At 33.8% G+C, this 19,364-nt stretch carries 20 protein-coding genes; 2 read left to right on the plus strand and 18 right to left on the minus strand.

The annotated features are described in order from the left end of the window. Positions 1-23: 23 nt before the first annotated feature. The 14 genes from Q0951_RS00330 to Q0951_RS00395 are packed head-to-tail and all read right to left on the minus strand — an operon-like array spanning position 24 to position 13,099. A complete protein-coding gene (locus Q0951_RS00330; protein WP_299332751.1) occupies positions 24-590 on the minus strand; it encodes a hypothetical protein in 567 nt (188 codons plus the stop codon). Between the two features lie 19 nt (positions 591-609). Beyond that, positions 610-1,863, minus strand: coding sequence for a sulfate adenylyltransferase subunit CysN (cysN, locus tag Q0951_RS00335; RefSeq protein WP_299332754.1), 1,254 nt, complete (start codon positions 1,861-1,863; stop codon positions 610-612). A 17-nt stretch (positions 1,864-1,880) separates the two neighbouring features. Continuing rightward, the gene (gene cysD, locus Q0951_RS00340; protein ID WP_299332757.1) at positions 1,881-2,786 is read right to left on the minus strand and encodes a sulfate adenylyltransferase subunit CysD; all 906 of its coding nucleotides are present in this window, start codon (positions 2,784-2,786) and stop codon (positions 1,881-1,883) included. Further along, positions 2,779-3,381 (minus strand): adenylyl-sulfate kinase, encoded by a 603-nt coding sequence (cysC, locus tag Q0951_RS00345; RefSeq protein ID WP_299332759.1) that lies wholly within the window; start codon positions 3,379-3,381, stop codon positions 2,779-2,781. The genes cysD and cysC overlap by 8 nt, the downstream gene beginning before the upstream one ends. 1 nt (position 3,382) lies before the next feature. Next, positions 3,383-3,838, minus strand: coding sequence for a DUF2061 domain-containing protein (locus tag Q0951_RS00350; RefSeq protein ID WP_299332762.1), 456 nt, complete (start codon positions 3,836-3,838; stop codon positions 3,383-3,385). A 5-nt stretch (positions 3,839-3,843) separates the two neighbouring features. Further along, positions 3,844-4,644, minus strand: a complete 801-nt coding sequence (gene cysQ / locus Q0951_RS00355) for a 3'(2'),5'-bisphosphate nucleotidase CysQ (RefSeq protein WP_299332766.1) — start codon at positions 4,642-4,644, stop codon at positions 3,844-3,846. Continuing rightward, a complete protein-coding gene (rfbD, locus tag Q0951_RS00360) occupies positions 4,641-5,492 on the minus strand; it encodes a dTDP-4-dehydrorhamnose reductase (protein ID WP_299332768.1) in 852 nt (283 codons plus the stop codon). Before rfbD ends, cysQ begins: the two co-directional genes overlap by 4 nt. After that, on the minus strand, positions 5,489-6,034 hold the full coding sequence (gene rfbC / locus Q0951_RS00365) for a dTDP-4-dehydrorhamnose 3,5-epimerase (RefSeq protein ID WP_299332771.1): 546 nt from the start codon (positions 6,032-6,034) through the stop codon (positions 5,489-5,491). Before rfbC ends, rfbD begins: the two co-directional genes overlap by 4 nt. Beyond that, positions 6,034-6,900: a glucose-1-phosphate thymidylyltransferase RfbA gene (rfbA, locus tag Q0951_RS00370; protein WP_299332773.1), complete on the minus strand. Its 867-nt coding sequence runs from the start codon at positions 6,898-6,900 to the stop codon at positions 6,034-6,036. Before rfbA ends, rfbC begins: the two co-directional genes overlap by 1 nt. A 3-nt stretch (positions 6,901-6,903) precedes the next feature. Then, the gene (rfbB, locus tag Q0951_RS00375) at positions 6,904-7,956 is read right to left on the minus strand and encodes a dTDP-glucose 4,6-dehydratase (protein WP_299332775.1); all 1,053 of its coding nucleotides are present in this window, start codon (positions 7,954-7,956) and stop codon (positions 6,904-6,906) included. Continuing rightward, positions 7,946-9,001 (minus strand): hypothetical protein, encoded by a 1,056-nt coding sequence (locus Q0951_RS00380; RefSeq protein ID WP_299332778.1) that lies wholly within the window; start codon positions 8,999-9,001, stop codon positions 7,946-7,948. The genes rfbB and Q0951_RS00380 overlap by 11 nt, the downstream gene beginning before the upstream one ends. 9 nt (positions 9,002-9,010) lie before the next feature. Further along, positions 9,011-10,702 (minus strand): hypothetical protein, encoded by a 1,692-nt coding sequence (locus Q0951_RS00385; RefSeq protein WP_299332780.1) that lies wholly within the window; start codon positions 10,700-10,702, stop codon positions 9,011-9,013. A gap of 28 nt (positions 10,703-10,730) precedes the next feature. Further along, complete coding sequence (locus Q0951_RS00390; RefSeq protein ID WP_299332783.1) at positions 10,731-12,233, minus strand: GH3 auxin-responsive promoter family protein; 1,503 nt, start codon at positions 12,231-12,233, stop codon at positions 10,731-10,733. Then, positions 12,233-13,099, minus strand: coding sequence for a M23 family metallopeptidase (locus Q0951_RS00395; protein WP_299332785.1), 867 nt, complete (start codon positions 13,097-13,099; stop codon positions 12,233-12,235). Before Q0951_RS00395 ends, Q0951_RS00390 begins: the two co-directional genes overlap by 1 nt. Positions 13,100-13,214: 115 nt before the next feature. Between Q0951_RS00395 and tatA the strand changes: the two genes are divergently transcribed. Continuing rightward, entirely contained in the window at positions 13,215-13,403 is a 189-nt protein-coding gene (tatA, locus tag Q0951_RS00400) for a twin-arginine translocase TatA/TatE family subunit (RefSeq protein WP_299332788.1), read from the plus strand. Between the two features lie 46 nt (positions 13,404-13,449). On the opposite strand, the gene Q0951_RS00405 is transcribed toward tatA, so the two are convergent. From Q0951_RS00405 to pgk, 3 genes are all read right to left on the minus strand, one after another. Then, the gene (locus Q0951_RS00405) at positions 13,450-14,424 is read right to left on the minus strand and encodes a DUF4837 family protein (RefSeq protein WP_299332790.1); all 975 of its coding nucleotides are present in this window, start codon (positions 14,422-14,424) and stop codon (positions 13,450-13,452) included. Between the two features lie 20 nt (positions 14,425-14,444). After that, positions 14,445-16,046 (minus strand): LysM peptidoglycan-binding domain-containing protein, encoded by a 1,602-nt coding sequence (locus Q0951_RS00410; RefSeq protein ID WP_299332793.1) that lies wholly within the window; start codon positions 16,044-16,046, stop codon positions 14,445-14,447. Between the two features lie 135 nt (positions 16,047-16,181). Then, positions 16,182-17,369 carry a phosphoglycerate kinase gene (gene pgk, locus Q0951_RS00415; protein ID WP_299332795.1) on the minus strand — a complete coding sequence of 396 codons (1,188 nt, stop codon included), beginning with the start codon at positions 17,367-17,369 and terminating at the stop codon, positions 16,182-16,184. A gap of 130 nt (positions 17,370-17,499) precedes the next feature. On the opposite strand from pgk, the gene Q0951_RS00420 reads away from it, so the two are divergent. Further along, positions 17,500-18,651, plus strand: a complete 1,152-nt coding sequence (locus Q0951_RS00420) for a DNA polymerase III subunit delta' (protein ID WP_299332797.1) — start codon at positions 17,500-17,502, stop codon at positions 18,649-18,651. A gap of 39 nt (positions 18,652-18,690) precedes the next feature. Here the strand turns inward: Q0951_RS00420 and Q0951_RS00425 are convergent, their stop codons facing one another. Continuing rightward, positions 18,691-19,209 carry an OmpH family outer membrane protein gene (locus tag Q0951_RS00425; protein WP_299332800.1) on the minus strand — a complete coding sequence of 173 codons (519 nt, stop codon included), beginning with the start codon at positions 19,207-19,209 and terminating at the stop codon, positions 18,691-18,693. Positions 19,210-19,364 lie beyond the last annotated feature (155 nt).

Here is a 19,364-nt window from a genome sequence, read left to right on the forward strand (position 1 = left end):
TTGAGCTTGTCAATGGCACGCGTTTATCTTACTTCTAACTCAAGCTTCTTTCTTAATACTGCTCTGGCATTAAAGTATGGGTCATATTTTCCGTCTACTATTTTACGTTCAATAACACCTGTTTCTTTAATGTAGTTAATGTATTGATTAGGCATGAAGAAGGCATGGAATTCTTCAGCTGTAAGCACCATATTGAAATCTTCATAAGACATATCAACAGAGTTTAAAACAACATCTTCTTCGCTTTTATTAAGTCCGAAATCAATTCTCAAGCTATACGGAAAGATATCTTTAGGCAATAATACTTCTATATCCTGTGCTTTGGAACTCCCTGTAACTTTTTTAGTTACTTTAGTTTTATAGCTGTAAGTTGTGTCGTCATAATCTAAATAGAATACTTCTATGGTGTCATCGTTAGGTATGACCATATTCAAATTGATTTTAAAAACCGACTCTGATTTTGGTTCTTCTTTAATTTGATTATTTGATTCTACAGTAGTATTGGTTTCTTTTTTTTTCTCATCTCCACAACTGGTTAAGCAAATTGTAGAGCACAAGGCTAATAATGTAAATACAATTACTTTTTTCATAATATAAATTTTTGTTAGGTTAAACTATCATTCCGGCAGCCACTGTTTCGTTGGTAGCATCATCTATTAATATAATGCTTCCTGTAGTTCTGTTTTCTCTGTAAGAGTCAACCATTAACGGTTTTGTGGTCCTGATCTTTACTTTAGAGATATCATTCATGGTCAACTCTTTATCTTCAGTAACCCGATCAAGAGTTTCAATGTTTATTTTGTACACCACTTCTTTAATCATTGCTTTTTGCTCATTAGTAGTGTGACGAATACTGTATTTAGCTCTTGGTTTGGCTGGATTATTATGAAGCCAACATAACATCACCTCAATATCTTGAAGCGGTTCTGGTTTGTTATTAGATCTCACGATCATATCGCCTCTACTAATGTCTATATCATCTTCTAATGTAACCGATACAGACATAGGAGCATACGCTTCCTCTAAACTCTCCTCTAAGGTGTCTATGGTTTTTATTTTTGATGTAAAACCTGAGGGCATTACTGTAATATCATCACCAACTCTTAATATTCCACTAGCAACTCTACCTGCGTAGCCTCTATAATCTCTATGGGTTTCATTTTGAGGTCTTAAAACGGTTTGAACAGGAAATCTTGCATCTACTTTATTGATGTCACTACTAATGTGCATCGTTTCGAGTGTGTGCAATAATGGCGCTCCTTGATACCAATCCATATGTTGAGAACGATTTACCACATTGTCTCCATTAAGTGCACTAATTGGTATAAAGCGAATGTCATGAACTAATAATTTAGACGAAAACTCTTCAAATTGATTAATCACTTTATTGTAAGCCTCTTCAGAATAATCAACTAAATCCATTTTATTGATACACACTATAATGTGTGGAATCTGTAATAAAGATGCAATAAATGAATGTCTCTTGGTTTGCTCAATTACACCATGTCTGGCATCAACAAGAATGATTGCAGCATTAGCTGTAGAAGCTCCTGTAACCATATTTCTGGTGTATTGTATATGCCCTGGTGTATCTGCAATTATAAATTTACGTTTCGGTGTTGTAAAATACCTGTAAGCAACATCTATAGTGATACCTTGTTCTCGTTCATCTTTCAACCCATCAGTAAAAAGAGCTAAATCAACGCCATCATGACCTTTCTTTTTACTTGTATTTTCTATTGATTTTAATTGATCTTCAAAAATAGATTTAGAGTCGTATAACAAACGTCCTATTAACGTACTTTTTCCATCGTCAACACTTCCTGCAGTTGTAAAACGTAATAATTGATTATTGTCTAACATTGGTAAATTTTTGTTGTTTAAAAATAGCCTTGACGTTTTCTATCTTCCATTGCTGATTCAGAGCGCTTGTCATCACTTCTATTACCTCTTTCTGTTTGTCTCATTCCTGAGACCTCATCAGCAATTTTTTCTAAAGTATCGGCATCAGACTCAATACCTCCAGTAATGGTTATATCTCCTAAAGTTCTAAAGCGAACCTTCTTAACAACAATTTCTTCATGATCTTCAAGCACTAAAAATTCAGAATTTGGAATCCAACTATCTTGTCTCCAAACTACCTCTCTTTCATGGGCAAAATATAAAGACGGAATGGCAATATTCTCTCTTTTAATGTAGTTCCAAACATCCATTTCTGTCCAGTTACTTATTGGAAAAGCTCTAAAATGTTCGCCTTCAAAATGTTTACCGTTGAAAATATTCCAAAGTTCTGGTCTTTGATTTTTTGGATCCCATTGACCAAAATCATCTCTATGCGAAAAGAAACGTTCCTTAGCTCTGGCTTTTTCTTCATCTCGTCTCCCTCCACCAATAGCACAATCAATTCTATTGAATTCTATGGCGTCTAATAGGGTTGTAATTTGAAGTGCATTTCTGGTTGCATTCTTTCCTCTTTCCTCTGCAACCCGACCCTCATCAATAGATTCTTGAACTGATCCTACAATAAGTTTTACGCCCAGATCTTTAATAATATCATCTCTAAATTTAATAGTTTCAGGAAAATTATGACCTGTATCCACATGCATTAATGGAAAAGGTATTTTTGCTGGATAGAATGCTTTCTTTGCTAAATGTGTAACAAGAATAGAATCTTTACCTCCTGAAAATAAAATTACTGGATTATCAAATTGAGCCCAAACTTCGCGCAGAATAAATATGGCTTCACTTTCTAACTCGTCTAAATAATTTAAATAATATTTACTCATTGTTGAGTTGTAATTTTGGTGTTACAAAATCTATAATTCTTTTTACAGAATCTTCTATAGATTCATTTTCAGTTTTAATCTCAATATCAGGTCGTTCAGGAGCTTCATAAGGAGCAGAAATGCCTGTCATGTTTTTAATCTCTCCTGCTCTTGCCTTTTTATACAGTCCTTTAACATCCCTACGTTCACATTCTTCGATACTTGTATTGATGTAAACTTCGACAAAGTTAACATCTTTAACGATAGTTCTAATGTTCTCTCTATCTTTTTTATATGGAGAAACAAATGCTGCCAAAACAACCAACCCTGCGTCTATCATTAAATTAGAGACCTCAGCTATACGTCTTATGTTTTCAGTACGATCCTCAGGAGCAAAAGAGAGATCGCTATTAATTCCTTTTCTAATGTTATCTCCATCGAGAGAATAGGTTTTAATACCGCTTTCAAACAAGGCTTTTTCTACTAAATTAGCTATGGTAGACTTCCCTGATCCAGAAAGGCCTGTAAACCAAATTAAAAATGAATTGTGATGGTTTGAAGCTCTTCTATCTTTTCTAGAAACCTGATAGTCATGAGCAATAATGTGTTTTGACATATTATTTTTTTTTGCCAAAAAAGAAATGTCTAATTCTACCTAAAGGAAGTTTTAACCATAATCTTTCATGAACGTAATACAATGCGAATTTCGTAAATAATTCTGTAAGTGCAATATATAGTGCAATTTCATCAAAGGCATTAAGAACAGAACCTGAAATTATAAATGTCATTGTTGTTGCAATGATTCGCCATGAAATGGTTTTATGAAGTGTTTGCTTTTGAGTTACTTCTTTGTTTAATAACACTCTTTGCCAGACTCTTTCGTGTAAATAATAAACCACAAATTTTATTAAAAATTCAATAGAGCCTATTTTAATGGCGTCTTCTAAACTACAGTCACCATGTAAACAGGTAATAAGTAGAACAACAAGAATTGTGTCTGTTGTAGCTACAATTCGCCAAGAAATCCCTTTCAAAAGACTTCTGATATGCGACTCTTTTTTGTAGGTGACCATAAAGATTAATTCTTAGAAACTATAAACCATGGGTTTAATAGGTTTTCTTTATTATAAAGTAAAGATTGATTCGTTTCTTTAGAGATAACATCAACTCCAACAGCATTACATATGGCTTGGCCAGCAGCTGTATCCCACTCCATTGTTGGAGCAAATCTAGGATATACATCTGCACTTCCCTCAGCAACTAAACAAAATTTTAAAGAGCTTCCTTTAGAAACTATGTTGACGTCTTTGCCACTTTTCTTAACAGATTCTACGTAGTCCAATGTTTCCTGACTCATATGGGACCGACTTCCAACAACTCCAACGACATTTGTTTCATTTTTTTTAGGCTGAAGTAATGTCGATTTATCCAAAATATCTGACATTGAAGCATCGTGTGAAGATAGGTTTATTTTGTGTGCTACATTTAAGTTGTTGTTAGCATAATACAATGTTTTTGAGGCAGGTACATATATTACACCTAGTTGAGGTACGCCGTTTTTAACCAAGGCTATATTGACAGTAAACTCTCCATTTCTTTTTATAAACTCTTTTGTACCGTCAACTGGATCTACAATCCAACACATATCCCAGTTTTTCCTTGTGGAAAAATCAATTTGTTTATTCTCCTCACTTATTATAGGAATAGCTGTGGGTTTTAAAAAGGAATTGATAATATCATTGGCCCTCTTATCTGCTTCAGTGAGAGGTGATTTGTCATCTTTTATCTCAACATCGAAAGCTGTATCATAAACCTGCATGATTACTTCTCCTGCTTTTAATGATGCTCTAATAGCAATTTCTAGATTTTTGTCTATCATAAATTTGATATTGCAATTTTTAAGCTATCCTTCCAATACGGAATCTCTAGATTAAATGTTTTTTTAATTTTTGTTTTATCTAAAACACTAAAGTGTGGTCTTTGAGCAGGAGTTGGAAATGAAGACGAATCAATTGGATTTACTTTCATGTGATTTGCATTTATTTCAAAAATAGCTTTAGCAAAATCATACCAACTCGCAACACCTTCATTACTGTAATGATATATACCATATGCACTGCTATCTTGGCTTATAATCTGTAACAATGCATCTGCAAGATCTTTGGCATATGTTGGTGTTCCTATTTGATCACAAACAACATTTAACTCATCTCTGTCTTGAGACAACCTTAGCATGGTTCTCATGAAATTAGAATTAAATTCAGAATATAACCAAGACGTTCTAATGATAAAGTGCTTAGGATTAATAGTTGCTAGTTCTTTTTCTCCATCTAGTTTAGTTTGGCCATATACACCAAGAGGATTAGTTTCTGCATCTTCTTTGTAGGCTTTATTATGTTTCCCGTCAAACACAAAGTCGGTTGAAACATGAATCATCCTAACATTGTTTTCTAGTGTCGCTTCAGCTAAATTTCTAACAGCATTTATATTTACTTGCTTTGCATTTTCAATATCACTCTCAGCCCTATCTACTGCAGTATAAGCAGCGCAATTGACACACCAGTCTACCGTGTTTGATTTAAAAAAAAGATCGACTTCGTTTTTATTGGAAATATCCAATCTTTCACGACTTGCGTAGATAAAAGTTAAGTTTTGATAGTTGTCTTTTATAGCATCTATACATTGGCCCAACTGTCCACTTGCGCCTGTAACTAGGACCCTTTTCATAATCTTGCATCAATGAGTTTAGGGAGTGTTTTATCTTTTTCTGAAACAATAAATTCGGTTTCTTCTAATTGCCAGTCTATAGCTAATGTTGGGTCGTTATAAATAATTCCTCCTTCGGATTCTTTATTGTAATAATTATCGCATTTATATGAAAAAATAGCCACATCACTCAAAACTATAAATCCGTGGGCAAAACCTCTTGGAACAAATAATTGTCTTTTATTCTCCTCAGATAATTCTACACATACGTGTTGACCAAATGTTGCTGAACCGTCTCTTATATCTACTGCAACATCTAAAACTTTACCTTTGATTACTCTAACGAGTTTTGCTTGAGAAAACTCTCCTGTCTGATAATGTAATCCCCTTAAGACGCCTTTAGTAGAATAGGATTCATTGTCTTGAACAAATATTGTTTCTTTTCCAATAATTTGATCAAATGCTTTTTGATTGAAACTTTCAAAAAAATACCCTCTGCTATCATTAAAAATTCGGGGTTCAATTATAAAACAACCCTTAAGTTTTGTTTCCTCTGTATGCATTATTTGTTTTTAAGTAGTCCTAACAAGTTTTTCCCATAACCACTTTTCATTAGTGGTTTAGCCAAATCTTTAAATTGAGATTCATTGATGTAGCCCATTTCAAAAGCAGCAGCCTCAATAGATCCTATTTTTAACCCTTGACGCTCTTCTATAACCTCAACAAATTGTGAAGCTTGCATCAGCGACTGAAACGTTCCTGTATCTAGCCATGCTGTTCCTCTGTCTAGAATACTAACATTAAGCTTATTTCGTTTTAAATATTCTTTATTTACATCAGTAATCTCAAGTTCACCTCTGTCACTAGGACTTATATTTTTAGCTATATCAACAACTGAATTATCATAAAAATAAATACCTGGTACTGCAAAATTGGATTTGGGGTTTTCAGGCTTTTCTTCAATTGAAATCGCTTGTCCGTTATCATCAAATTCAACAACACCATAGCGTTCTGGGTCATGAACTCTATAAGCATAAATAATTCCTCCGTCAGGATCATTATTAGCCTGAAGAAGTTTAGATAGTCCTGATCCATAAAAGATATTATCTCCTAAAATAAGTGCTGCCTTTTCTTCACCAATAAAGTCGGCACCAATAATAAAGGCTTCAGCTAAACCTTTTGGAGCCTCCTGAACAGCATACTCAAACTGACATCCATATTTTTTTCCATCACCAAGCAACTCTTTGAACAGCGGTAGGTCTTTAGGTGTAGAAATAATTAATATTTCATTTATTCCTGCATACATTAATGTGGAAAGTGGATAATAAATCATTGGTTTGTCATAAACAGGCATTAGTTGCTTGCTCACAGACAATGTTAACGGATGCAACCTAGTGCCTGATCCTCCTGCTAAAATAATTCCTTTCATTCTTTAACTATATTGCTTTTCGTAGTATAATTTGTATTCGCCACTAGTGACATGATTTAGCCAAGTTTCATTTTCTAAATACCAATTAATGGTTTTTTCTAAACCTTGTTCAAACGTAACTGATGGTTGCCAGCCTAACTCATTTTTAATTTTTGAGGCGTCAATTGCATATCTTAAGTCATGACCTGGACGATCTTTAACATAAGTTATCAACTCTTCAGAAGAGCCTTTTTCGCGTCCAAGTTTTAAATCCATTTGTTGGCATAATAACCTCACTAAATCAATATTCTTCCATTCATTAAATCCTCCAATATTATAGGTTTCACCTAGTTTGCCTTCATGAAACACTAAGTCAATAGCTATTGCATGATCTTTAACATAAAGCCAATCTCTTGTGTAATTTCCGTCTCCGTAAACAGGTAGTGCTTTCTTGTTAATAATGTTATTTATAAATAAAGGAATAAGCTTCTCTGGAAACTGATTTTGACCATAGTTGTTTGAGCAGTTAGTTATGACGTAAGGCATATTGTAGGTTTCGCCATAAGCTCTTACGAAATGATCTGAACTTGCTTTTGATGCTGAATATGGCGAATTTGGATCATAGGGAGTGCTCTCAGTAAAAAGCCCAGTTTGTCCTAAAGATCCGTATACCTCATCTGTACTTATATGATAAAATAATTTATCCTCAAAATTATCTTTCCAACAGTTTTTAAACGCGTTCAATAAAGCTACTGTTCCAATAATATTAGTTCTAACAAATGCTAAGGGATCTTTAATTGATCGGTCTACATGAGATTCTGCAGCCAAATGAATTACACTATCAAATTTATGTTCTGAAAACAGATTATTGATAAAGTCTTCATCTGTAATATCTCCTTTTATAAATGTATAATTGGTTGCATGCTCAACGTCTGAGAGATTTTCTAAATTTCCGGCGTAAGTCAATGCATCTAAATTATAGATGTGGTAATTAGTGTATTTCTCAAGAAACCGTCTAACGACATGTGAACCAATAAATCCAGCGCCTCCTGTAATTAGTATTTTTTTATTCGTCATAATTTTTAACAAAGGTTACGGTTTTTCTAACCACAAAAATGAAACATAAAAAAATCAAAGACAAGGCTGGTAGAATAATTACATATTTATTTAGAATACTTCTAGATATACTTCCTATTTCTTGAAAACCTGAAACTGTATCGAAAAAGACATCTTCTTCAACTTTTCGCTCTTCTAAAACCCTTAATTCGCTTCTTAGTTGTAATTCCTTATTTAATAATTCAAATTCTCTTGTTTTTGCTTTTTCGGGTTCTATAGAGAATCCTTCTCCTAAGCTTATAGAGTTACTGCTTGATTTAGAATTTTCTTCCAAAACTCTAATATACACGTCTTGTAGAGAATCTACTGCTCTAATAGAAGCTAGAATACTTTGCTTTTGTAAGTAGATTAACGAATCTCTTTTCTTCATTTTCTTCTCAGAGTACGTGTTCTCAAATGATGAGTTTAATCCTTCCTCTAAGCTTTTAAAAATATCCTTTTTTTCAGCCTGAACAGTTATTTCATAGAAATCTGAAGAATAGATGTCTCTGTTTTCAATAAAATCATCATAGCTGATATCTTGAGCTCTGATACTATCTAATGATTTTAAATAAGAATCATACTGTTTTATCTTATCATTCTCACTTTCTGGTCCAATATGAATTTCAAATTCTCTAATTTTTTTAGCATCCTCTACCGGAATTTTAAAAACGTCAGATAGGGTTTTATGGTTTCGATTTGAAATTAAGGCATTAAAGTAATTAATGTTATTTACCAATTGATATTTGGAATCAAAATAAGGCTTTACATACATCGATGACCTATAGACTTCTGCAGTAGTCTTTTCTAATCCGTAACCTGCAATTGCAGAGATAATTAAAACTATAGAAATTAGCTTAATATTATCAATAAGTGCTTTTAACAAGAAAACGAAAAAAGATAATATGGATTTTAAAATCGAAGAGAAAAAATTATAAATTCTGGAGAATAGTTTCCCTATTAGACTAAAAAAAATAACTAGGTCTATCTCGTCTGAGGTCTGTTTATCTTTAGTATTTTCACTCATACTTCTAAATTATGTATTAAATATTTGTTGCAATATTTTTCTTGTGATCAAATATGTTGGCTTAACTCCAGAAGTGCCTAAACCTCCAGAAGCTAACGTGCTTCCGGTCTCTAAAGGATTATCACTTGCGTAGTAAGCATATCTTACTTTTACATTAGGGTTGATGCTTCCTCTTACCTTAGAGGCAGCTTGAATTGCCTTTTGATAATGTGCTCCTTCCATTTCAAGACCAATTACATTCCATGTCGAATTGTAAAAGAATTTCAAAATTTCTTTATTTTGAAGTGATGTTCCTAAAACAGTAATCATTGAACCCTCATATACATCTACACCTTGTCCTTCCAGGTCTGATTTAGATAATTCATTTTCAAAAGGGTAGTTGTCTGCTGTCCCCTCAAAAATATGAGCCGAAGGAATCATAATATCTCCTTTTCCTCCTTCAAGAATTCCAGCCTTCCCCATGATAGAAACAGATTCAACATTTAAATGTACTTTCTCACCATTTACCTTTATTGGCTTTAAAAGCTCATCTATAGTCTCATATGCCTGTTCGCCAAATGCGTAATCCATTACGAATATGACAGGTTTTTCGGCCTTTTTAAATGCATCACTAACCTTAATATCTGTTTTTGAAAAATCTATTTTTTCAGTGTCAAAAATTTGAACATCTATGTTGGTTCCAGAAGAGTCTTTAATATAGGTCATTCCAAACTGCAACGCTTCTTTGGTTATTTTATTGCGTAAAGCCTCATTTTCTTTTTTGCTTACAGATTCATAAACCTCAAAAACATCTTTTTTTGAAGTCAATGTTTTAAGTGCCATTGGTACAAAAATAGAGTTCATTACACTATGCATATTGGCACTAATGACATGTATAGGACGATCAAGAAGATTGTTTTTATGTAATATCTCTTTAATGTTATCTGCCCAAATCTCTCCATGAATGTGGTGTCCTAAGCGCTCTCGAAGCACAGGACTAAAGGTCACAGTTCGTTTTTTATTGTTAATTACTTCCTCTATAGCAAGCTTTCCTAACCAATAAATGATGTGAAGTAAGCGCTCTGGCTTTACTTTTGTAGAAAACTGGGCATGAGCTCCTGTGAGCTCTTCAAAAGTTCTTCCAAGAATATTAGCTGTATGAGTAATTGCTATTTCTCGTTCTTTTTGTGTTAATTTCTTCTTAGAAAGCACTGCCTTTTCCAACTTGATCCAATCGCGAATTGTAGCACCTTGATCATCTATTAAAACACGCTTACTTATTTTGTGAGACTCTACAAATAAAAACGTAAGGTGCGTTAGTATATCATAAATCTCTGAGCGACCTCTTGTGATTTCAATATTCATTTGCTCGTCATCGATGCGGTAACAATTACGTCGTCTTTTTGGAGGAATAATAGGTTTAAAATGAGAGTTGCCATACCCTTCATCACTAGTAAGGTTAATAAATGTACATTCTTCTATACCTTCCGGAAGACGTTCAATTACATATAATAACCCTTCTAACTCTGCTTTTTCTTCAGCAATAGACCCATATATTTCAGGTCTTAATAACAGTAAAGATTCCCTGAGTGTCTCTCCTGAAACTCCCATAGGTTTATAAAAACCACGATTAAAAAGGTGCCTCATCGTGATATACATTCTTTCAATAGCATTTGAGCTCTCTTGAGCTCTCGTTCTTTCATGATGTTTCTTTTTACTCATACGCTTTGGTTTGCGGACAAATATAGTATTATTTAGTCAATTTTTGAGCGTGTAGAGCGTCAGCAATTGTTCTGTCATTAGAAAGCCTTGGAATCTTGTTTTGACCACCTAATTTTCCAATAGATTTCATATAGTCTTGAAACCCGTTTTTCTTGATTGGAGTGATTTTCAATGGCTGTAGTACTTTTCCAACTATAAGATCATAATAATAACTGTTTTGTTGCTGAAGCGATCTGTCTATTGCTTTAGCTAAAACTGAAAGATTATCAGGTTCATTCTCAAACTCAATAAACCACTCGTGGTATGGAAGCCCTGAGTCTGGATTTATCTGTGGTGCAACTGTAAATTCTGAAATACTTGTAGAATTGTCCTGTACAGACTCCTGAAGGGCTTGTTCTACCTCTTTGCCTATGACATGTTCGCCAAAAGCAGAAATAAAATGTTTAATTCTTCCTGAAACAATAACTCTATATGGTTTTACAGAAGTAAACTCAACAGTATCTCCAATGTTATAAGCCCATAAACCAGCGTTAGTAGAAATGATCATTACATAATTTACTCCAACCTCAACGTCTGCAATAGTGATTCGTTTTGGGTTGTCATCAAAGAATTTATCAGCCTCTATAAACTCATAAAATATTCCTGAGTTAAGCTGTAGTAGCATCCCTTTTTCATTTTGTCGATCTTGATATGCAAAAAAACCCTCACTCGCTGGATACAATTCAATACTATCCACTTTTCGACCAATGAGGTTTTCAAACTTCGATCTGTAAGGTTCATAATTAACACCTCCGAAAATGAATAGGTTAAAGTTTTTAAATACCTCACCAACCTTTTTTCCTGTTGTCTCATGAATTTTTTCAAAATACATCTGAACCCATGAAGGAATTCCCGAGATTACAGTCATGTTTTGTGGTAAAGTTTCCTCTACAATCGCTTCTACTTTAGTTTCCCAATCGTCAATACAATTGGTTTCCCAAGAAGGCATTCTATTTTTTTGAAGATACTTAGGAACATAATGTGCTACTATACCAGATAGCCTTCCTAATTGAACTCCATTTTTTTCTTCTAAAACAGGACTTCCCTGTAGAAAGATCATTTTTCCATCTACAAACTTACTGTTACCTGTTTCTGCTATATACATCAAAATAGCATTTCGTGCGGCTTCTACATGTGTTGGCATACTTTCCTTAGTGAGAGGTATGTATTTAGCTCCAGATGTAGTTCCTGATGTTTTTGCAAAATATAAGGGTTTACCTTTCCAGAGAATGTTTTCTTCTCCAGCAACTACCCTGTCTACGTAAGGTTTGAGTGATTCATAATCTCTTACAGGAACACGCTCAATAAAGTCGGCATGAGTTTTAATAGAGTTAAAATCATGATCTTGGCCAAATACCGTTTGGCTTGCATCTTTTATTAGTTTTTGAAAGACTTTCTCTTGAGTTTCAACAGGTTTTCTGGACCATTTTAAAATGGATCTTTTTACGTTTTTTGCAAACAGCTTTGCTAGCGAAGATTTTATGGATAGCATTAATTGAAGTCTATAAATTTGGTAGGATCTACAGCATATCCTCTACTCCAGAGTTCAAAATGCAAGTGTGGTCCTGTGGTTAATTCTCCTGTGTTTCCTGCCAAAGCAATTACTTCTCCAGATTTAACCAAATCTCCTTGTTGTTTAGTTAATGAAGCGTTGTGTTTGTAAACTGATATCATGTCGTAACTGTGTTCTATAATTACAACATAGCCCGTTTCGGCAGTCCATTCAGCAAAGATTACTGTTCCGTCTGCTGTTGCTTTTACCGGAGTGTCTTTTGCAACGACTATATCTACTGCAAAATGTTTTTCTTTGATATCATACCCTTCAGATATTGTTCCATTTACAGGTGGAAACAACACAAAATTGGAAGATGATATAGTAGATTCAAAGACATTATACTTGTCTTCTTTATCTACCAGTTCTCTAAGTAACGAATCTTCTTTAGTGGGTTTAAGGTCGATGTCTCCAGCATCAATACTTGCAGCATCAATTATCGAATCCCGATTAAAATCAACAGAACTTACATCTCCTGTCAACACTTTTTTTATTGAGGCGTAATATTGTTCATTTAAATTGATCACATTTTGCAAAGAGTCTGTCTTATAGTTTAAGACTGTGGCTTGTTTTTTTAATGCTGTGGAAGAGTAACCAGGAATGTACTCTTTAAGTGATGTGAATGCAATCAAAAAGATAGTTCCTGCAATTAATAAAATAGTCCCTAAAGACACAATCACAAAAACATTAAGTCGTGTTAATTTTATAGCAAAGCGTTCCTCAAAAGTATCTTCATTTAAGACAACTAATCGATACTTGTGAAGTAGCTTTTTTTTGAATTTTTTTTCTTTCGTTTTTTTTGCCATTATCCCACAAAATTAAATAAAATAAGTCCAAGTTACTGAGATGACTCTTAAAGTTTGGGTTTAAACGTTTATTTTGAAGTTTAATTATTAAATTTGTAGCTCAAAATAATACATTATGATAGCGTCAAGCATTTTTTTAGCTTTAGGAGGATGGCAAATAGCCTTAATAGTAGTCGTTGTTTTACTATTGTTTGGAGGTAAGAAAATACCAGAACTCATGAGGGGTCTTGGTAGTGGTATTAAGGAATTTAAAGATGCCAGTAAAGAAGAAGATACGTCTTCACCTACAGATAAAAAAGAATAGTTACAACCATATCCTAAAAAAAGCCAACGATTACGTTGGCTTTTTTTTATTTTATTTTTAGCGATTTAATTATTGATTCGAGCTCAAATATATAGTTTCGCTTAGCAACTGATGGAGCAAAAACATAGCCCTCAGCGATAATGTATCTATCATTTATTTTGTCTTCAATGGCATAATTGATAAATGGTCCTGACATAAAAGCATTTTTTACATCCCATAGGCCTTTTGTTTCAATCGTAGGTTTATTATCAATTATAGCATCAAAAATAAATGGAGAAAATTTATCTTCTGACCCCATATATGACCCTTCAAGCGGGCCTTCGATATGAATCTTTCCTACAGAATCTCTCAATCTTAATATATCTAATACGGTACTATCTCCTTTTCTTATAGCAGATAAAGGCACTTCATAAAGTACAATATCCACAGTTCCTGTCTCTATATCACGTCTTAACCAAAAGAAATCATCCTCATGCTTCGCTATTCTATAAGCTGTGGGAAACTTCATTGAAAGACCTAACTGTTTTTTTAAAGGTTCGTCATTAAATAACGATTTTGATATACGTCGCTGTTTTTCTTTGATCTCTTCTTTGTTAAAAGCATCAATGATTTTAGCCGCATTTTTTTTGATCTCTTGTACAATTTCTTCATTAGTTTGCCCTGAAATTACAACCATGGTTTGAGGTCTTGCATAAGCGTCTTTTGCAATACTTGTTCCTGCATCTGTTCCCTTCTCAATTTTTAAAACTGTCCTGTTTTTCTTTGCAAAGCCAGAAAACACTGAAGGCGGCATCTGATTCATTGAAAAATAAGGCTCTTCTTTAGATAAGCCTTCAACTGGAGCCGCAAGAACATCTCTAATGGCTTCTCCAACACTGTCTTCCCATAATTGATTATCGGCAACGACAACAAGATTGTTTATGTTTCCTGAAGATTTTGATACATATCGTTGTTGTTCTTTATCATTACATGAATTAAATAAAATTACAACTAATAATATGCTTAATACGTTCTTTATCATATGTATGATTTTTAATTTGCCTACTTTGATACTATAAGCGTCATTCCTATTTTTAGTTTATTGCTACTAATATCGTTCCAATCTTTAATATTTTGAATAGAAACTCCAGGAAATTTTTGAGAAATACTCCAAAGGGAATCTCCTTTCTTTACTCTGTAAGTGGATTTGCCCTCGGTGTTAATGGTTTTCTTAGGCTTACTAATACTAACTTTTTTACCAGATGTTGTTGAAGGTTTTCTAGGATAAATCGTTAGCCTTTGTCCTATTCTTAAATTATTACTTCTAAGTCCGTTCCATTTTTTGATTTGGCTTACTCTAACTCCGTATTTTCTGGCAATCTTTCCAAGGTAATCTCCAGATCTAACTCGATATCTAATCTTGCTATCTGCTTCAAAAAACTGTGGTAGTGGCTTTTCACGTTTCTTTAATTCTTCTTCAACAAAAGCATAGATTTGGCTTTCATTTGTTACAAATTTACCAACTGCTTCTCTAGGTAACCTCAAGGTATAATCTTCACCTTTTATAAAAGGAATAATATCTAATTTGTAAGATGGATTTAAAAACTGTAGTTCTTCTATTGGAACGCCAACCAGTTCCGAAACCTGATCTAAAGAAATCATTTTTTTAACATGGATAGTATCTGTCTCAACATAATGGTATTTAGGTCTGTCTTTTTTAAAACCGTGTTCTTCTGCGAATTCAAAAATATACATTGTTGCTAAAAATGCTGGAAGATATCCTGCTGTTTCACGTGGAAGATGTGGTCTTATATTCCAATAGTTTTCATAACCTCCAGAACGACGTATAGCTTTTGTTACATTTCCAGGACCAGAGTTGTAAGCGGCTAAGGCTAAATCCCAATCACCAAAAATTTTATATAACTTGGCTAAATATTTGCTCGCCGCTTCTGTAGATTTTATTGGGTCACTACGCTCATCAACATAACTACTTACATTAAGACCGTACTCCTTTCCTGTTCCAAACATGAACTGCCACAGACCAGTAGCGCCTACTCTTGACTTAGCTCTAGGCTTTAAAGCCGATTCTACAATCGCCAGATATTTTATCTCTAAAGGGATATTGTAATTATCTAATGACTCTTCAAACAACGGAAAGTAATAATCGCTTAATGCCATTAAACGAGACATAGATGTTCGGCGGTTTTTTAGATATCCTTTTATAACACTCTCTAAAGATGGGTTATATTCAATATTAAATGGCGTTCTCGCATTGAGTCGTTTTAATCGGGCTTTTAAAGTATCAGTGGTTAATTCCGGATAATCGACAGGCTCATATTTCAATTCTGAAACCGACTTGTAAATAGTGTCGTAAAGGTTATTGCTATATAGTTCTTCTAACCATTTTTTATCAATCTCAGCAGCTAGTTTGTGATCTTCAAGTGTTTTAACATTAGAAGAATCATTTACTGGTTTTATATTAAGATGTTGTTTAAAATAGGTTTTACCGTCTATAATGGTATCTACAACGTAGGTTTCGCCTTCAACAAAATCAGATTCTGTTAGCCTTTTATTTTGAGTTGCCTTCGGAATAGAATCCTGACCAAAACTAAATAAACTACACAACAGAAAGCTAAATGTTAGGGTTATCAGCTTATGGTTCATTGGTTTAGTATTTATCTATCGTAACGATAGGTCAGCTAAAATCGTATTTTATTTGTTAAAATGAAAGTTTAATAAGACAATTTAACATGAATTGTAAGATTCTTCCGAAGTAAGATCGCTATTTAGTATGTGCAACTATTCTAAAATAGCAGCAATTCCTGGTAGGGTTTTACCTTCCAGACTCTCCAACATAGCGCCTCCTCCTGTACTTACATAACTCACCTTATTTTCAAAACCAAATTGTTTTACTGCAGCAACAGAATCTCCTCCTCCTACAAGAGAGAAAGCTCCATTTTTTGTAGCTTCTGCAATTGAGTTCCCTAGAGCTATTGTCCCATTTGCAAAAGTTTCCATTTCAAAAACTCCTAATGGTCCATTCCACAATATGGTTTTGCATTGTAAAACTACATCGTGAAAATGTGCTTTAGACCTTGGACCTGCATCTAGACCTTGCCAACCTTGGGGAATTTTATCAACATCCATAATTTGGGTGTCAGCATCATTACTAAATGCGTTTGCTGCAAGAACATCAACAGGTAAATGTATCTGTACATTTTTTTCTTTAGCTTGTTTTAAAATATCTATTGCAAGCTCCATTTTGTCGTCCTCGCAAATGGAGTCACCAACATTTCCGCCTTGAGCTTTAATAAACGTAAAAGTCATTCCGCCTCCAATAATCAAATGATCAACCTTGTCCAAGATGTTTTCAATAATAGTGATTTTTGAAGATACTTTAGCGCCTCCAAGCACAGCTAAGACTGGTTTTTCACCTGTTTTCATGACTTTATTAATACTGTCTATTTCTTGTGCGAGCAAATTTCCGAAGCATTTTCTTTGATCAAAAAATTGTGCAATAATTGTAGTTGAAGCGTGTGCTCTATGAGCTGTTCCAAAAGCATCGTTGACAAAAATATCACCTAATTTTGAAAGTGCTTCAGCAAAATTCTTATCACCTTGCTTTTCTTCATCGTGGAAACGCAAATTTTCCAATAATAAAATCTCTCCTGGATTTAAATTTTGAGCAGCTTCTTCTGCCGTAGGCCCTACACAGTCTTCGATGAATTTTACCTCAACACCTAAAATATCCTCAACTTTATTGACAATATGTTTTAGAGAAAACTCTTCTTGAACTCCTTTAGGTCGTCCTAAATGAGACATTAAAATGCAGCTTCCGCCATCTTCCAGAATTTTGATAATTGTTGGTTTGGCCGACACAATACGTGTTGCATCAGTTACTTCAAATTTATCGTTTAAGGGTACATTAAAATCAACACGAATCAATGCTTTTTTGTTGTTGAAATTGAAGTCGTTCAAAGTTTTCATTTGCTAGGATTTAATAAAATAGAAACACAAATGTAACCAATAAAACCAACCGATAAAAGTTGTTTATTAACGAAAACGATTGCATAGATTATATCTCTAAACATTTAAAAAAAATATGTAGGTTTGCTTTATGTTATTCTCAGAAATTTTTGGTCAAGACCACATCAAAAATCACCTTACAAAAAGTGCTGATTTTGGACGTGTTCCACATGCGCAGTTATTTGTGGGACCTGAGGGTTCTGGCACCTTACCAATGGCAATTGCTTATGCTCAATATGTATTGTGTAACAATACAAATGGAGAAAATACTGAAGGGAATGAAGCTTGCAATTTAAAGTTCAAAAACTTGTCGCATCCTGATCTTCATTTTGCATTTCCTGTAGCAACCAACGACAAGGTTAAAAGTCACCCTGTCTCTAATCACTTCATGGAGGAATGGCGACAACTTATTAATAATCAGCCTTATGGAAACTTGTTTGATTGGTATCGCATTCTAGGAATTGATAACAAACAAGGTCAGATTGGTGTTGACGAAGCACAAGATATAGTAAAAGCATTATCATTAAAGTCTTATGAAGGTGGCTATAAGGTCATGATTATCTGGATGGCAGAAAAGATGAACACATCGGCTGCTAATAAACTTTTAAAGCTTATCGAAGAGCCACCAAATAAAACGATTTTTATCCTCATTGCTGAAGATGATGAACAGATTATTAACACGATTAGATCGCGTTGCCAGATCTTACATTTTCCGCCTTTAGCTGAAGACGTAATTAAAGGCGCATTGATGAAAAATTATCAAATTCCAGAGACAGATGCTATTAAAATTGCACACCAAGCTAATGGAAATTATAATAAAGCCTGTGATTTAGTGTACAGCGATAGTGAAGACACTCAGTTTGAAGAATGGTTTGTGTTTTGGATTCGATCTGCCTTTAAAGCAAAAGGTAATAAAAGTGCCATTCATGATTTAATATCCTGGAGCGAAACTATAGCGAAAACAGGTCGAGAAACTCAAAAGCAGTTCTTAAGCTTTTGTCTCGATTTTTTTAGACAAGCTCTAATGCTTAATTATAAAGCAAATGACTTGGTTTTTATGGAGCCAAAAACATCATTTAAGATCGAAAAATTCGCGCCTTTTGTCCATGGTAATAATATAATGGAGATCTCCAACGAACTTCAAGAAGCCATATACCATATTGAACGAAATGGAAACTCTAAAATTATTCTTACCGATCTGTCAATTAAACTGACAAGATTATTGCACAAAAAAGCCGATTGATAACAACCGGCTGATATTGATGTTTTAATAGAATTCTGTTTAGTCTTCTTTTTTGTACTTAGAATTTAGTGCCTCTATAACAGATTGAGTGATATCATTAGCTTCTGAACCGTAAAGCACACTACCAGCATCATTAGCTCCTAAAATATAAGTGTAAGCGTTTTTCTTTCCGTAGTCTTTCACAAAAGCTCTAACTTCCTTAACCAAAGTATCTATTTGTTTTTGTCCCTCTGCTTTCAAGTTTTGCTCCTCTACGCTAATTTGGTAATCTTGCATTTGCTTCTTCTGAATTAATAACTGATATTCAGCTTCAGCTTTCTTTTTTGACATTGTAGCCGATTTTGTTTGAAACAATTGAGCTTCCATCTGAATTGCCTTATCTAAGCTATCTGCTTTTTTACTGAAGTTATCAATTTTTACCTGAAATCTTTTTTCGAAGTCTTTTTTCTTTTGAAATTCAGTAACAACTTTATTGTTATCTACAAACGCAATTTTTTGCTGTTCTTGGCAAGAAGTTAAAACGAGCACAACAGATAATACACTTAATATTTTTTTCATTTTAGGCTTTGTTTAATTTTTTGCAAATGTATGAAAGTGAATGAGTATTTTATCAAAAAACTCAACTATAAAATATATTTATGGATTTTGAAATCCATATTTTCAAAAACTATTGAAAACCAACAACAGAAATGCGGTTTTAAAACACAAAAAGA

Source organism: uncultured Psychroserpens sp., assembly GCF_947501425.1.
GTDB lineage: Bacteria > Bacteroidota > Bacteroidia > Flavobacteriales > Flavobacteriaceae > Psychroserpens.

Bases quoted from the DNA above. Each gene is read 5' to 3' on its own strand.
- Q0951_RS00330 (WP_299332751.1), bottom strand. From the start codon at position 590: ATGAAAAAAGTAATTGTATTTACATTATTAGCCTTGTGCTCTACAATT.
- cysN (WP_299332754.1), bottom strand. From the start codon at position 1,863: ATGTTAGACAATAATCAATTATTACGTTTTACAACTGCAGGAAGTGTT.
- cysD (WP_299332757.1), bottom strand. From the start codon at position 2,786: ATGAGTAAATATTATTTAAATTATTTAGACGAGTTAGAAAGTGAAGCC.
- cysC (WP_299332759.1), bottom strand. From the start codon at position 3,381: ATGTCAAAACACATTATTGCTCATGACTATCAGGTTTCTAGAAAAGAT.
- Q0951_RS00350 (WP_299332762.1), bottom strand. From the start codon at position 3,838: ATGGTCACCTACAAAAAAGAGTCGCATATCAGAAGTCTTTTGAAAGGG.
- cysQ (WP_299332766.1), bottom strand. From the start codon at position 4,644: ATGATAGACAAAAATCTAGAAATTGCTATTAGAGCATCATTAAAAGCA.
- rfbD (WP_299332768.1), bottom strand. From the start codon at position 5,492: ATGAAAAGGGTCCTAGTTACAGGCGCAAGTGGACAGTTGGGCCAATGT.
- rfbC (WP_299332771.1), bottom strand. From the start codon at position 6,034: ATGCATACAGAGGAAACAAAACTTAAGGGTTGTTTTATAATTGAACCC.
- rfbA (WP_299332773.1), bottom strand. From the start codon at position 6,900: ATGAAAGGAATTATTTTAGCAGGAGGATCAGGCACTAGGTTGCATCCG.
- rfbB (WP_299332775.1), bottom strand. From the start codon at position 7,956: ATGACGAATAAAAAAATACTAATTACAGGAGGCGCTGGATTTATTGGT.
- Q0951_RS00380 (WP_299332778.1), bottom strand. From the start codon at position 9,001: ATGAGTGAAAATACTAAAGATAAACAGACCTCAGACGAGATAGACCTA.
- Q0951_RS00385 (WP_299332780.1), bottom strand. From the start codon at position 10,702: ATGAGTAAAAAGAAACATCATGAAAGAACGAGAGCTCAAGAGAGCTCA.
- Q0951_RS00390 (WP_299332783.1), bottom strand. From the start codon at position 12,233: ATGCTATCCATAAAATCTTCGCTAGCAAAGCTGTTTGCAAAAAACGTA.
- Q0951_RS00395 (WP_299332785.1), bottom strand. From the start codon at position 13,099: ATGGCAAAAAAAACGAAAGAAAAAAAATTCAAAAAAAAGCTACTTCAC.
- tatA (WP_299332788.1), top strand. From the start codon at position 13,215: ATGATAGCGTCAAGCATTTTTTTAGCTTTAGGAGGATGGCAAATAGCC.
- Q0951_RS00405 (WP_299332790.1), bottom strand. From the start codon at position 14,424: ATGATAAAGAACGTATTAAGCATATTATTAGTTGTAATTTTATTTAAT.
- Q0951_RS00410 (WP_299332793.1), bottom strand. From the start codon at position 16,046: ATGAACCATAAGCTGATAACCCTAACATTTAGCTTTCTGTTGTGTAGT.
- pgk (WP_299332795.1), bottom strand. From the start codon at position 17,369: ATGAAAACTTTGAACGACTTCAATTTCAACAACAAAAAAGCATTGATT.
- Q0951_RS00420 (WP_299332797.1), top strand. From the start codon at position 17,500: ATGTTATTCTCAGAAATTTTTGGTCAAGACCACATCAAAAATCACCTT.
- Q0951_RS00425 (WP_299332800.1), bottom strand. From the start codon at position 19,209: ATGAAAAAAATATTAAGTGTATTATCTGTTGTGCTCGTTTTAACTTCT.